Source organism: Streptomyces sp. NPDC042346 (assembly GCF_055581845.1).
This window is the reverse complement of record NZ_JBVJEH010000002.1, coordinates 240211-253852: the sequence shown is the minus strand read 5'-3', so window position 1 is coordinate 253852 and position 13642 is coordinate 240211. Positions and strand designations below refer to the sequence as shown.

At 74.3% G+C, this 13642-nt stretch carries 13 protein-coding genes; 6 read left to right on the top strand and 7 right to left on the bottom strand.

The features are described 5' to 3' along the window. Positions 1–22 precede the first annotated feature (22 nt). Positions 23–1957, top strand: a complete 1935-nt coding sequence (locus tag ACZ6K0_RS09790) for an alpha/beta fold hydrolase (protein ID WP_469234032.1) — start codon at positions 23–25, stop codon at positions 1955–1957. A 64-nt stretch (positions 1958–2021) separates the two neighbouring features. Here ACZ6K0_RS09790 and ACZ6K0_RS09785 read toward each other — a convergent pair whose 3' ends face one another. Together ACZ6K0_RS09785 and ACZ6K0_RS09780 are read right to left on the bottom strand one after the other, a co-directional pair. Then, complete coding sequence (locus ACZ6K0_RS09785; protein WP_469234034.1) at positions 2022–3386, bottom strand: NtaA/DmoA family FMN-dependent monooxygenase; 1365 nt, start codon at positions 3384–3386, stop codon at positions 2022–2024. Further along, positions 3383–4531: an LLM class flavin-dependent oxidoreductase gene (locus ACZ6K0_RS09780; RefSeq protein WP_469234036.1), complete on the bottom strand. Its 1149-nt coding sequence runs from the start codon at positions 4529–4531 to the stop codon at positions 3383–3385. The genes ACZ6K0_RS09785 and ACZ6K0_RS09780 overlap by 4 nt, the downstream gene beginning before the upstream one ends. 491 nt (positions 4532–5022) lie before the next feature. Between ACZ6K0_RS09780 and ACZ6K0_RS09775 the strand changes: the two genes are divergently transcribed. Further along, positions 5023–6297: an alpha/beta hydrolase family protein gene (locus tag ACZ6K0_RS09775; protein ID WP_469234038.1), complete on the top strand. Its 1275-nt coding sequence runs from the start codon at positions 5023–5025 to the stop codon at positions 6295–6297. Between the two features lie 91 nt (positions 6298–6388). On the opposite strand, the gene ACZ6K0_RS09770 is transcribed toward ACZ6K0_RS09775, so the two are convergent. The 4 genes from ACZ6K0_RS09770 to ACZ6K0_RS09755 form a co-directional block, all read right to left on the bottom strand. After that, on the bottom strand, positions 6389–6973 hold the full coding sequence (locus ACZ6K0_RS09770; protein WP_469234040.1) for a nucleosidase: 585 nt from the start codon (positions 6971–6973) through the stop codon (positions 6389–6391). Between the two features lie 90 nt (positions 6974–7063). Further along, positions 7064–7273 carry a helix-hairpin-helix domain-containing protein gene (locus ACZ6K0_RS09765; RefSeq protein WP_376406512.1) on the bottom strand — a complete coding sequence of 70 codons (210 nt, stop codon included), beginning with the start codon at positions 7271–7273 and terminating at the stop codon, positions 7064–7066. Positions 7274–7334: 61 nt separating this feature from the next. Further along, a complete protein-coding gene (locus ACZ6K0_RS09760) occupies positions 7335–8744 on the bottom strand; it encodes a VWA domain-containing protein (protein WP_376406510.1) in 1410 nt (469 codons plus the stop codon). Continuing rightward, on the bottom strand, positions 8741–9610 hold the full coding sequence (locus ACZ6K0_RS09755; protein ID WP_376406508.1) for an AAA family ATPase: 870 nt from the start codon (positions 9608–9610) through the stop codon (positions 8741–8743). The genes ACZ6K0_RS09760 and ACZ6K0_RS09755 overlap by 4 nt, the downstream gene beginning before the upstream one ends. A gap of 183 nt (positions 9611–9793) precedes the next feature. On the opposite strand from ACZ6K0_RS09755, the gene ACZ6K0_RS09750 reads away from it, so the two are divergent. Then, positions 9794–11014 (top strand): PP2C family protein-serine/threonine phosphatase, encoded by a 1221-nt coding sequence (locus ACZ6K0_RS09750; RefSeq protein WP_469234042.1) that lies wholly within the window; start codon positions 9794–9796, stop codon positions 11012–11014. Positions 11015–11149: 135 nt separating this feature from the next. Then, complete coding sequence (locus tag ACZ6K0_RS09745; RefSeq protein ID WP_376406504.1) at positions 11150–11515, top strand: luciferase domain-containing protein; 366 nt, start codon at positions 11150–11152, stop codon at positions 11513–11515. A 78-nt stretch (positions 11516–11593) separates the two neighbouring features. On the opposite strand, the gene ACZ6K0_RS09740 is transcribed toward ACZ6K0_RS09745, so the two are convergent. After that, the gene (locus ACZ6K0_RS09740) at positions 11594–12088 is read right to left on the bottom strand and encodes a PaaI family thioesterase (RefSeq protein ID WP_469234044.1); all 495 of its coding nucleotides are present in this window, start codon (positions 12086–12088) and stop codon (positions 11594–11596) included. Positions 12089–12202: 114 nt separating this feature from the next. Between ACZ6K0_RS09740 and ACZ6K0_RS09735 the strand changes: the two genes are divergently transcribed. Together ACZ6K0_RS09735 and ACZ6K0_RS09730 are read left to right on the top strand one after the other, a co-directional pair. Beyond that, positions 12203–12676: a winged helix-turn-helix transcriptional regulator gene (locus ACZ6K0_RS09735; protein WP_376406500.1), complete on the top strand. Its 474-nt coding sequence runs from the start codon at positions 12203–12205 to the stop codon at positions 12674–12676. A 95-nt stretch (positions 12677–12771) separates the two neighbouring features. After that, entirely contained in the window at positions 12772–13641 is an 870-nt protein-coding gene (locus tag ACZ6K0_RS09730) for a YhjD/YihY/BrkB family envelope integrity protein (RefSeq protein WP_376406498.1), read from the top strand. The last annotated feature ends 1 nt before the right edge of the window (position 13642 follow it).

Genomic DNA, 13642 nt, shown 5'->3' with positions numbered 1-13642 from the left:
CACTCGAGAGGAACGGGTGCACGTGCCCCAGGACAACCCCTTCACCGCCGGCTCGTTCGAAGACTTCCCCGGTTTCCCGGACGGCACGGTGGGCCTCACCGCCGCCGACACCGCCCGGATCGCGGGAAGCGGAAGCGGCCTCTGGGCGGCCGACGGAACGGTGAACCCGGACGCCGTCCGGCTCGGCCAGACCCTCGCCACCGCGCTCCTCGGCGGCGGCGGCCCCGGCACGGCGAGCGCCGAGGCGCTGCTCCCGGCCGAACTCGCGGCGCACGTCGAGGAGATCCGCGGCGTGGCCTGGCCCGCGTACCACCGCATCGAGGCGACGGACGGCGTCAAGCTCTCCGCCTTCAGCCTCTACCAGCTCGGCCCCGGCCCGCATCCGCTCGTCGTCGTCCCGGCGGGCTGGACTCCGTTCGGCTGGCCGCTGTTCCTCTGGGCGTACCTCAGCCTCGCCCGCCGCGGTTACCACGTCATCGCCTACACGCCCCGCGGCCTCGGCATCCCCGGACTGCCCTCCACCTCCGAGGGCTTCGTCGAAGTGGCCGGAGCCGACGACTGGGCCGACGGCTCCGCCGTCATCGACTTCGCCGTCCAGCACTTCGGCCCGAGCGGCATCGGATTCCTCGGCGAGTCCTACGGCTCCGGCATCAGCCAGCTCGTCGCCGCCCACGACGACCGGGTCTCCGCCGTCGTCGCCCTCAGCACCTGGGGCAACCTCGCCACCAGCCTCTACGACAACAAGACCCGGCACCTCGCCGCCGTGAAGGCGCTGATCTCGCTCACCGGCGGACCGGTGGAGGAGAAGTTCAGCGAGGCGAACCAGCAGATCCTCGCCGACTTCCAGGCCGACCGGAACCTGGACGAGGTCGTCAGGTGGGGGCGGAGGCGCTCCCCCGAGTCGTACCTGCCCCTCACCAACGGGAACGAGACGCCCACCTTCTTCTCCAACACCTGGCACGAGAGCCTCTTCCCGGTCAACCAGGTCCTGACGACCTTCGAGGGCCTGCGGGTGCCCAAGCGGCTCAACCTGTGGATCGGCGACCACGCCGCCCCCGAGGGCCCCGGGCTCCTCGGTACGGAGCCCCGCAAGGCCAACGTCCCCATGGAGGAGGCGTACGCCTGGCTCGACCACCACCTCAAGGGCGAGAGCAACGGCGTCGAGGACTGGGAACAGGTCTCCAGCCAGGTGATGTTCACGTACGTCACGGAACCGGTCACGGACCCCGGCACCGGCGAGCCGACCGGGGAGAACCGGATCGTCGAACCGGCGGTCCGCGAGACCCGCGCCGACTGGAGCGAGGTCACCACGCGCGTCGAGGTGCTCGGCCTCACCGGCGACGGGGCCGGCGGCGCCGACGGCCTGCTCGTCCCGCGCGCCGACGAGGGGAACGCCCCGCCGGAGGAGACCGGCTGGCGGCGCGCGTTCGTCGCGGGCGTGGACACCGAGGCCACCGCCATGGACCTGCCGCTCATGAAGACCGGCCAGGCGGAGTGGGCCGGCAACCCCAAGATCTACGACACCCGCAAGATCGACCGGCGGCACGCCGTGGCCTGGACGACCGAGCCGCTCCTCGCGCCCGAGGGACCCGAGGGACCCGAGGGGGAGGGGCGCGCGGCCCGCCGCGTCCGGGGGACCCCGCGCCTGCGCCTCACGGTCCGCTCCACCGCCACCTCGGCGGGCCTCGTCGCCCATCTCCTGGACGTCGCCGAGGACGAGACGGCCCGGATCATCACCCACGAACCGCTCAACGTGTACGGCCTGACGCCCGACCAGGACACCACCGTGACCTGGCAGCTCCAGGCCGCCGCGTACGACATCCAGGCCGGCCACCGGCTGATGCTGGTCGTCGACAGCATGGACCCGCTGTACGGCGGCGCCTCCATCACCTGGACGCAGACCGCCTTCGGCTCACCGGAGGACGAGCCCTCGTTCCTGGAACTGCCCCTCGGCTGAGCCCAGGACGGAGTACGGAGGGGGTGGGGGCGCGGACGGACATCGCACCCCCACCCCCACCACGTCACTTCAACGGCGCGAGGTCCAGATGCTCGCGGAGCGTCGTCCCCGTGTACGCGGCCCGGTACACCCCGCGCTCCTGGAGCGCGGGCACCAGCAGGTCCACGATGTCGTCGAGCCCTTCCGGGATCAGGTACGGCGAGACGTTGAAGCCGTCGACGGCGCCGTGCCGCACGAAATGCGCGAACTTCTCCGCGAGCGCCGCCGGAGTGCCCACGTGCCCGCGCTGCGGGCCCAGCTCGATGACGGCCTCCCGCAGCGACCAGCCGTTGGCCTCCGCCTTCTCGCGCCACTCGGCGACCGTCGCCAAGGTGTCCCTGAACCTGCTCGACCCGAACGTCCCCGTGTACTCGGCGATGACCGGTTCCTCGGCCGGCAGGGGGCCGTCGGCGTCCCGATCGGACAGATCGATGTTCCACAGCCGGCCCGCGATGCCGAGGGCCACGGCGGGGGTGACCTGTTCGAGGCGGACCCAGCGGGCCTTCTCCTCCGCCTCCTTCTCCGTCGCCCCGATGATGATCTCCGTACCCGGCAGGATCCGCAGGGCGTTCTCGGGACGCCCCGCCGCGCGCAGCCGTCGCCGGACGTCCTCGGCGAAGGCCAGGGCGTCGTCGAACTCCAGACCGTGCGCGGAGAAGATCACGTCGGCGTTCCGCGCCCCGAAGTCCCGGCCCTCACCGGAGTCCCCGGCCTGGAAGATCGCCGGGTGGCCCTGAGCGCTGCGCGGCAGGGTCGGCGCGAGATCGACGTCGAAGTGCGCCCCGCTTGACCGTACGCGGCCGACGGCCCCCGGCACCGACCAGGAACGCGCGTCGGCGGACTCGGCCGTCGCGCCCTCCGTCCAGCCGTCCCACACGGCGCGCGCCACGGAGAGGAACTCCTGGGCGCGCGTGTAGCGGTCGGCGTGGTCGAGGAAGCCGCCGCGCCGGAAGTTCTCCCCGGTCCAGGCGTTGTGCGTGGTCACCATGTTCCAGCCGGCCCGGCCGCCGGAGAGCAGGTCGAGGCCCGCGAGGCGCCGGGCCAGGTCGGTCGGCTCGTTGTAGGTGGTGTTGGAGGTGGAGACCAGACCGATGCGGTCGGTGGCGGCGGCGATCGCCGACAGCTGGGTGATCGAGTCGGGGCGGCCCGCGACGTCCAGCTCGTGGATCCCTCCTCCCGACTCGCGCAGCCTCAGCCCGTCGCCGAGGAAGAAGGCGTCGAAGAGCCCGCGTTCGGCGGTCCGCGCCACGCGGAGGAACGAGGCCGGATCGATCTGCGAACCGCTGGCCGGGTCCGACCAGATCGTCCAGTGGTTGACCCCCTGGAAGAACACGCCGAAGTGCAGCTGGGCGTCCGGGCGGGGGACGTCGGTGGGGTCGGTGCGGGTCATCGGGTCTCCTCCCGGACGAGAGCGGCGGCGGTGTCGGTGGCGGAGTCGGTGTCCGTGCCGCTCGCGAAGCGGCTGAGGGGCCGGGAGAGGCCCAGCGAGGTACGGAGGGTGGTGCCGGGCAGCGGGCGCGTCGCGAGCCGCCGGACGAACAGCTCCGGCAGGACGAGACGGGAGAGGACGGCCAGGTCCTCGTCGAGGACCAGCGGCAGCAGCCGGACCCCGTCGACCTGCGCGGCGAGTTCCGCGAGGAGGCTCACCAGACCGTCGGCGGACCCCGTGTACCGGAGCCGGTCGGGGCGCTCCTCCCAGGGTGAGTACCGCTCCAGATCGGCGATCCGGTCCCGGGCCGACTCGCGCGGGGTGTCGAGGGCCACCTCGATCTCGGCGAAGGCCAGCGGCGCGCCGGCGGCCTTCGCCGCCTCGCCCGCCGCGCCGGTCTCGGCCGCGGTCGCCGCGCCGACCAGCGCCACATCGGTGAGACCGGCCGGGACGAGACCCTGGCGGGCGAGGACCACGGGACGGCCCTGCGGGGGGCGCGGCACGATGGACGGGCCCTTCACGGAGTACGTCTCGCCGGTGAAGTCGATGGCGTGGAGCCGCTCACGGTCCAGATAGCGGCTCGTGGCCACCGACCGGATCACCGCGTCGTCCTCCCACGAGTCCCACAGGTCCCGGACGACACGGAGCCCGTCGTGGGCTTCGCGTGCGAGGGCCGCGGAGCCCTCGACGAGGGGCCGCCCCCAGGCCCGTGCGGCCGCCGGGTCCTCCTCGACGCCCACCACCCAGCCGGCGCGGCCGGCCGAGGCGTGGTCGAGGGAGGAGAGCTGCGAGGAGACGTGGAACGGTTCGGCGTAGGTGGTGGCCAGTACCGGGGCCACTCCGAGGACGCTCGTCGACGCGGCGATGAACGCGGCCCGCTCGACCGCGCCGATCCGGCCCACCGGGTCGGCGCCGGACGACGGCGGCAGGATCGAGTCGTCCAGGGTGACGAGCGTGAATCCGGCGTTCTCGGCGGCGGCCGCGCTCCGGGCGAGCCGGCGCGGGCTCAGCAGGTCGCCGGGAGCGTGCGCGGCGCGGCGCCAGGCGGCCGGATGGGCACCGTCGCCGTCGAGTTCGACGGCCAGGCGCAGGGCAGGGCGGGGCATGGGAGAAGTCCTTCCGGAAGACAGGAGCGCGCGGCGGGACACGGGCGCGCGAAGGCGCGCCGGCGTACGGCAGTGCGGTGGGATGTCACGGAACGCGCGCACCCGCGAGAGGCGGGGTCAGGGGCTGCTCGTCCGGCGGATCAGGGCCGGGGAGTCCCTAGGCGTCGGCGGAAGGACAGATGGCCGAGGACGTACGGCAGAAGTCGACGTGCCGGCGGCAGACCAGTGGCGCCACCGGTCGGACGAGGTCGCGCGGTGCCGCGTTCGATGCGTGCACGTGCGCCTCCCCTCGTCTTCGGTCCCGCTCCGTCCCGCGATCCAGGAAGGAACGTCTCACCATAGGCAGGCGGGCTTCCGCGCTGTCAAGGCCGTCCCGGCAGGTGGGAGCGTCAGCAGGCCGTGGGAGGAGGGGAGTTGTCGGCCGTGGGGAGGAGTGAACATGCACCCGGAGAACGACGCGCCGCCCCGGCCGTCGCCTCTAGCGTGCCCGCATGACCCGATTCACCCGCGCGGCCGCGGCCGCCGTCCTCGCCTGTTCCCTCGCCTTACCCGGAGCCCTCGCCACCGCCGGCCCGTCCGTCGCGGCGGCTCCGGCCACCGTCGCGGCTCCGGTCACCGCCGTCGCCCCGGTCACCGGCGTGGCTCCGGCGACCGCCCTGGCCCCGTTCGTCGCTGCGCAGTCGGGCGCGGTGCCCGTCGTACCGGGCACCGCACGGCCCGCGCTGCCCGCGCCCACGGGGCCGTACGCCATCGGCCGTACGGTCCTGCCGCTCGTCGACCGGTCCCGCACCGATCCGTGGGTCCCCACCGCCGCCGGACGCGAACTGATGGTCACCCTCCACTACCCGGCCGCGCGGCCCGGCGACGGGCGCCCCGCCCCGTACGCCACCCGCGAGGAGGCGCGCCTCCTGATCGAGGCGCTCGGCGTCGGCTCCGCCGTCACGGGCGACGCGCTCGCCCGGATGCGGACCCACGGCGGGACCGACGCCCGCCCGGCCCCGGGCCGGTACCCGCTCGTGCTGCTCTCGCCCGGATTCGGCGGCTCCCGCTGGACGCTCTCCCACCTCGCCGAGGACCTCGCCTCGCGCGGCTACGTCGTCGCCTCCGTGGACCACGCCTACGAGTCGTACGGCATCTCCGTCCCCGGCGGCCGGACCCTGACCTGCGTCGCCTGCACCGCGCTCGACGAGGGCGGCGTCCACCCGAGCGTGGTGACCTCCACGCGCGCCGCCGACATGCGCTTCGTCCTCGACCGGCTCACCGGCCCCCGCCCCGCCTGGCGCCACGCCCGTGTCATCGACGCGCGCCGCGTCGGCATGGCGGGCCACTCGATCGGCGGGGCGAGCGCGGCCACCGCCATGGTGGCCGACCCGCGCATCGACGCCGGGGTCAACATGGACGGTTCCTTCTGGGAGGACCTGCCGGCCGAGGGCCTGCGCGGCCGTCCGTTCCTGATGCTCGGCACCCACGACGGCATGCACCTCCCCGGCGGGCAGGACGCCAGCTGGGACCGGATGTGGCCCACGCTCGACGGCTGGAAGCGGTGGGTCACCGTGGCCGGCGCCGAGCACGTCACCTTCTCCGACTTCCCGGTCATCCAGAGCCGGTTCGGCCTGCCCGGGCCGGTGCTGCCCGCCGACCGGGCCGTCGCCGTGACACGGACGTACGTGGCGGCCTTCTTCGACCGGCATCTGCGCGGACTCGCGCGGCCCGTCCTCGACGGACCCACCCCGGACAACCCGGAGGTCCACTTCCAGCACCGCTGACGCACATGCCGGGAGCCCGCCCGGGCCGCTGTGACGGCTTGGGCGGGCTCCAGGGCATCCCGGGGGGATCCAGGGGTGCGGGCCGTTCGCCTCAGGCGCGGTACGGCGTGTTCGCCGCCGCCCAGTCGGCCAGCGCCCGGGCGCACTCGGCGACCGACTCGCGCCAGGTGCGGGCCGCTCCGTCCCCCGCCTCGTCGCTGACGTGCTTCACCATCCGCAGCGGTACCCCGGTGACCTGGGCGACCGTGGCCAGCGCGTACCCCTCCATGTCGACGAGCGCCGCCCGCTCCGCGAGCCGGGCGCGGGAGGCCTCGTCCGCGATGAACGCGTCCCCGGTGGCCAGGACCACGTCACCGCCGTCGGGCAGGGTCAGCGGCTCTCCGTACGTCTCACCGGTCAGCGTGGCGAGGAGCGCACCGTCGAAGTCGTGCTGGAGCACGGTGCCGACGACATGCGTCCCCATGAAGCCCGGGCGCAGCGCCCCGGCGGTCCCCAGATTCACGATCCCGGACGGCCGCGGCCCCCGGCCGAGCACGGTCGCGAGGGCGGTCGCCGCGTTCACCTTGCCCATGCCGGTGAGCAGCACCGGCAGATCGGTGTCGAGGAACTGCGCCTCCTCCTTCACGGCGACGACGTACAGAGGGCGGCCGGCGACGATCTCTCCCAAGAGTTCCATGAAGGTCACGCTAATCGGCGGCCCGGCCGCCGGACAACCGACACCCGTACGACCCCCCTAAGCAGCGCGTCCACCCCTGGGACCGGCCGTCTACCCCAGGGACCGGCCCTGCTCCGCCAGCGCCTCGCCCAGCACGCGCAGCGCCTTCGGCCCCACGCCGTGCAGGGCGGCCAGCTCGGCGGCGGGTACGTCGGCGAGCTGGGCGAGCCGGGTGTAGCCGGCGGCGACGAGGGCGCGCGTCGCGGGCGCGCCGATGCCGCGGGGGAGGTCCGTCCCGGGACCGTCTGATGCGGTGGACATGGGTCGATCGTGTCACGCCCGGTGCCGCACGGCCCGGTGTCATCGGAGCGGGGCCGGTGTGTCAGACCGGCAGCAGGCGGCCGATCAGCGCGCCGAGCTGGCGCGCGTTGCGGCACGGGCGCATGTCCACGATCTCGGCGTAGGCCGGGGCCTCGGAGTCGCCCGTGCCCCACAGTGAGGGCTGCTCGGGGTTGAGCCAGTGGACCCGCCGCGCCCGGTCCGCGACCCGCTTCAGCGCCGCGAGGTTGGGGTCGGCGCGGTTGGTCCGCGCGTCACCGAGGACGAAGAGCACCGTGCGCGGGCCGACGGCTTCCGCGTACCGGTCGGCGAACTCGCCGAGCGCCGTCCCGTAGTCGCTCTGCCCGTGCCAGCCGGTCAGCTCCGCCTCCGCGAGGATGCGGTCGCCGAGCCCCGCCGGGTCCGCGGCGCCCCGCGCGATCAGCCCCGTCACCTCGTCGACCCGATTGACGAAGGCGAAGACCCGTACGCGGCTGAACTGGTCGTGCAGGGCCTGCACCAGCAGCATCGTGAACTGTGCGAAACCGGCCACCGACCCCGACACGTCGCAGAGCAGCACCAGCTCGGGCCGTCCGGGACGGCGCCGCCGCAGCACCGGACGCACCGGGACGCCTCCGGTCGCCAGCGAGCGGCGCAGTGTCCGCCGCAGATCGATCTCCCCACGCGCCGCCCGGCGCCGCCGGGCCGCCAGCCGGGTGGCCAGCTTCCGCGCCAGCGGCCGTACCGTACGGCGCAGCTCGTCCAGCTGAGCCCGCCCGGCGAGCAGGAAGTCCACCCCGTCCGCCGTCCCCGCGACCGCCCGCCGCGCGACCCGGTTCCGGCCCTGCCGCTCGGCGACCCGCCGCCGTGCCTCGGTCCTGACCCGCTCGCGAAAGGCCTCGATCCGCCGCCGGATCTCGTCGTCGAGCAGCCGGTCGGCGAACTCGGGCTCCGCGCTCCGCCGCGCCGCCCGGACCCGCGCGAGGAGGGTCTCGGGGCGCAGCCGGGACAGCGTCTGGTACGAGGACCAGCCGTCCGTCTCCGGGCCGGAGCCGAAGCCGCCGAATCCGCCCACCGCCTCGGCGGCGAGCAGCCCGAGGGCGGCCCCGTCGTCGGCGGCCAGCGCCGCCGCGAGCCGCTCCCGCAGCTCGGCGAGGTCGGCCGCGGTGCCGTCGAAGGCCGTCCGCACCCCGCCGCCGACCGGGAAGTACAGGTCGAAGACCCGGTCGAAGACGGGACGCTGCCGCTCCCCGTGGAGCAGCGTGGCCGCCAGTGCCTCCCGCACCCGCTCGCGGTCCGTGAACCCGACCGCCTCCAGGGCGTGCCCCGCGTCCACGGTCTCGCCCGTCCCGATCCCGAACCCGTGGTCGCGCAGTGCCGCCACCAGACCGGTGAGCCGTTCCGCCGTCCCGGCGGCTTCCGAAGCCGCCCCCGTCGCCTCCGGAACCGCACCGGCCGGTTCCGACGGGCTCACACCGCGTCCAGGTCGAGCTTGGCCGCGGCCTTCACGATGTCCTCCTGGTGCTTGAGGAGGACCCCCAGACTGTCCCGTACGACGTGCTCGTCCAGCCGGTCCGCGCCGAGCGCCAGCAGGGTGCGCGCCCAGTCGATCGTCTCCGACACGGACGGCACCTTGCGCAGGTCCATGGCGCGCAGCGCCCCCACGACCCGGACGACGGACGCCGCGAGCGCGGCGTCGAGCCCGGGCACCTTGCGGGTGACGATCCGGAGCTCCAGCTCCTCCTCCGGGAACCCGATGTGCAGGAAGAGGCAGCGCCGCCGGAGTGCCTCGGACAGTTCGCGGCTCGCGTTCGACGTGAGGACGACGAAGGGCCGCCGTACCGCCGCGATCGTCCCGAGCTCGGGCACGGTCACCTGGAAGTCGCCGAGCACCTCCAGGAGCAGGCCCTCGACCTCGACGTCGGCCTTGTCGGTCTCGTCGACGAGGAGGACGGTCGGCTCCTCGGACCGGATGGCGGTGAGCAGCGGCCGGGCGAGGAGGAACTCCTCGGAGAAGATGTCCGTCCGCGTCTCGTCCCAGGACTCGCCGCGCCCCGCCGTGATCCGCAGCAGCTGCTTGGCGTGGTTCCACTCGTACAGCGCGCGGGCCTCGTCGACGCCCTCGTAGCACTGGAGCCGGACGAGCCGGGCGCCCGTCACCTCGGCGACGGCCTTGGCCAGCTCCGTCTTGCCGACGCCAGCGGGTCCTTCGACCAGGAGCGGCTTGCCGAGCCGGTCGGCGAGGAAGACGGTGGTGGCGACGGCCTGCGACGCCAGGTAGCCGGTCGTGGCGAGCCGCTCGGCGACATCGTCCACGGAGCTGAAGAATCCGGTCGTCATGCCTGTCCCCCCCCGGGGAGCGGAAACTCTTACTGGCCAGTAGCCTCAGGGGTACTTGATCAGATCCGGCAGCACCGCACAACCGTTCCGCGCGAGGTCCGTGCCCGCGCGCGGGCCGCGACCCGCTGGTGCAATGAGGGGACCGGGCACACCGCCCGGAGACCGCGCGGCGGTGGAGGTGTCGTGGCGGAACGGGACGAGGCCCTCCTGGCCAGGGTGCGGGCGATGGAGCAGGCGATCGGCGAGATCGGCACGACGCTCGACGAGACGAACACCTGCCGCGAACTCGCCACCTTCCTGGTGCGCCGGCTGGGCGGCTCCGCCGTGGTCGACCTCGCAGGCGAGCGGGGCGTCCCGCCGCGCCGGGCGGCGACGGCGCGCCTGACCTCGGAGCCGGACCGGCCCGGGGCCGATCCCCGCGCCGAGAGCCCCACACACGCTGCCCCGGGTCCCGCACACGCTGCCTCGGGCCCCACTCACGCTGCCCCGGGTCCCGCACACGCTGCCCCGGGCCCCGCACACAGCCTCACCGTCGCGCTCGCCGTCGGCGAGGACGAGAAACCCCTTGGAACGGTCACCGCCACCCGTACCGACGGCCACGCCCTCACCGCCCACGAGGCCGCCACCGTCCACCACGCCGCCCGCCTGGCGGCCCGCCACATCCGCCACGCGCGCCGCCTCGCCGCCACCGAGGACACCGCCCTCCACCTCCAGCGCGCCCTCGTCGCCGAGCCGGGCAGACCGCACCCCAACCTGGAGATCGCGGGCGGCTACCTCCCCGCCGGGGCCCGCACCCTCGTCGGCGGCGACTGGTTCGAGACGGTACGGCTCCACTTCGGCCGCACCCTCCTCGTCGTCGGTGACGTGATGGGCCACGGCCTCGACGCGGCCGTCGACATGAACGCCTACCGCACGGTGCTCCGCGAGGTCGCCGCCACGGACCTGCCGCCGCACCGTGTCCTGCGCCACCTCGACTCCGTGGTGGCCGAGGACGACGCCCGCCGCCCCGCCACCTGCCTCCTCGTCCGGGTCGACCCGGCGCGCGGTGCCGCGACCTTCGCGAGCGCGGGTCACCTGCCGCCCGCCGTGTTCGGCGCGGACGGCTCGGCGGAGCTGGTCGACCTCCCGGTGGGCCCGCCGCTCGGCACCGGCGTCGGCGGCTACGAGCCCACCACCCGCACGCTCACCCCCGCCGAGACGCTGCTGCTCTTCACCGACGGTCTCGTCGAGCGCCGCGGCGAGGACATCGACGTGTCGCTGGCCCGCCTCGCCTCGCTCAGGCTTCCCCCGGACCCGGGCCCCCACCAGGTCGTCGAGGAGGTGCTGCGGCGCCTCGACGCGCACCGGGCCGAGGACGACGTGGCCGTCCTCGCGGCCCGCGTCCGCGCCCGTCGGCCGGAGTGACCCCACGCCACCCCGGTCCCACGGGCCCCGTGACACACGGTCACTTCGGCCAGCCCGGAGCCTGTTTCACACCTGCGCGGGATTCTTTCGCCAGGATGCTTGTGCGCGGCCCCGTGGCCCGGCACGCTCCTCGGTATGAACACGGCCAGGCATGCCAGTGAACGTCTGATGAGCTGGCCCTCGCTGACCCCCGGCCGCACCCATTGCGGTGCCGAGCTCGGTCTGGGCACCGCGACACAGGAGATCGTGCACTTCCACGGGGAGCACGAGGCCGACGTCCACCTCACCAGGGCCATGGTCGCGAAGCTGCGCCCGGCTCTCCTCGGGTCGAGCGCGGTCCGTCTGTGCGCCGGCTCCGGGTGGGTGACGGTCCGTCTGGACATGGGCTCGGACATCGACCTGCTCGCCACGCTGGTGAGCGCGGCGCTCCAGGCCAACGGCGTTCCCGACGTCGCCCCGGACGGCTGCACCCGCACCCGCCCGGTCCCCGGCACCCGCTGAGCACCGCCCGGCGCGTCGAACCGGACCGGTACGTCCGGCGGGCGTCCACGCGGTGCCTACCCGGCGTCTGCGCGGTGCCTACGCGGGCATCGGGAAGAGCATGCAGGTGCTGGTCGCGTGCGCGAGCAGCCGGTTCTCCGCGTCGTACAGGCCCGCCTCCGCCAGCGCGGTGCGGCGCCCCCGCGACAGGACGGTCCCGATCGCCCGCACCTTCCCGGTGTCCATCGTGATCGGCCGGAGGAAGCGGGTCGACAGGTCGAGCGAGGTGTACGCCGTGCCCTGGGGGAGCGTGGAGTGCACCGCGCAGCCGGCGGCCGAGTCGAGCAGGGTCGCGTACACCCCGCCGTGCACGCTCCCGATCGGGTTGTAGTGCTCCTCGCCCGGCTCGAAGGCGAACACCGCCCGGCCCTCCTCGACCTCTTCGAGGCCGAAGCCGAGCAGCGCGGCGATCGGGGGCCCGGGCAGCCGCCCGGCCACCATCTCGCGCAGGAAGTCGAGCCCCGCCATCGTCCCCGCGGCCCGGGCGCTCGCCCCCGCGTCCTGCCACTCGACCGTCCGTGACCGCACTGTCACCACTCCGCTCCGTGAGGGCCTGTCCGACCCGCCCACCTGCTGACTCTGTACGGCGAAGCTAGCTCTCGCGCCAGTTGACTGTCAACGACGCAGTCAGGTGGCTAGAGTGTGACGATGAAGTGGCTGGAGACGGACACCGAGAACTGCTCGGTCCGCCGCACCCTGGACCTCGTCGGCGAGAAGTGGAGCCTGCTCATCCTGCGGGACGCCTTCAACGGGGTCCGACGCTACGACGAGTTCCGGCGCCACCTCGGCCTCTCCGAGGCCGTCCTCGCCGACCGCCTCCGCAAGCTCGTCACGGCCGGCGTCCTGCGCGCCGAGCCCTACCGCGAACCCGGTGCCCGCACCCGGTACGAGTACCGGCTCACCCCCAAGGGCGTCGACCTCTGGCCCGTACTCCTCGCCCTGAAGCAGTGGGGGGACGCCTACGCGGGAGATCCCGAGGGGCCCGTGCTCGACATCCGGCACACCGACTGCGGGTCGCCCGTCCGCGTGGTCGTCCAGTGCGAGGGCGAGGAGCACGCCACCCTCGCCGCCCGGGACGTCACCGTCCGCCCCGGCCCCGGAGCACGCCCCTTCACCCGCTGACTCGATCCACCCGGCCCGCCCCCACCAAGCGGGGCGTCACCCGTTAGGACTCACCTCGGTGGTGTCCCGGCCCCCGGACGGGTACCCCACGAACCATGCCCCCCACTCCCGGCCCGCCGGACGACGCTTCCCCCACCGAGCAGGGTCACTGGTTCCACCGGCTCCACACCCGCCTTCTCGCCTCATCGGTCGGCCTCGCCTGGAACCGCGGCCGCGCCATGGAACTCATGCACCGCGCCATGGGCTTCGCGGCGCTCAGCCTGCTCACCCTCGTCCCGCTCCTCATCGTCGTCGCGGCGGCCGACCTCGCCAGCGGAAAGGGATTCGCCCGCTGGCTGGTCCAGGGCCTCGGCGTCTCCGAGGTCTCCGAGGAGGAGGTCGAGCGGCTCTTCGGCCAGCCGGGGCAGGCCCTCCAGCGCACCACCGCCTTCGGCCTCGCCGCCCTCGCCGCGTTCGGCGTCACCTTCGGATCCGCCGTCCAGACCGGGTACGAGCGGGCCTGGGACCTCCCCACCGCCCGCTGGCACACCATGTGGCGGCACGTCGTCTGGCTCGCCGTCCTCGTCGCCGCCCTGCTCCTCTTCGTCGCCACCCCCGCCCCCGAGGAGTCACCGGCCTCGACGACCCTCGCCGTCGCCGTCGCCGACCTCGTCGGCACCTTCCTCTTCTTCTGGTGGTCGCAGCGCTTCCTCCTCTGCGGCCGCATCCGCTGGCGCGCCCTCGCCCCCGGAGCCGTCCTCACCGCGCTGGGACTGCTCGGGCTGCGGATCTTCTCCCAGCTCGTCTTCTCCCCGCTCATCGCCTCCAACGCGGTCACGTACGGCCAGTTCGGCACCGTCCTCGTCCTCCAGTCCTGGCTCGTCGGCGTCGGCTTCGTCGTGTACGGAGGCGCCCTCGCCGGGCGCCTCGTCCACGAGCACCTCGTCCGCCGCCGCCTCGGCCGCGACCTCACCGGCGGCGCGTGAC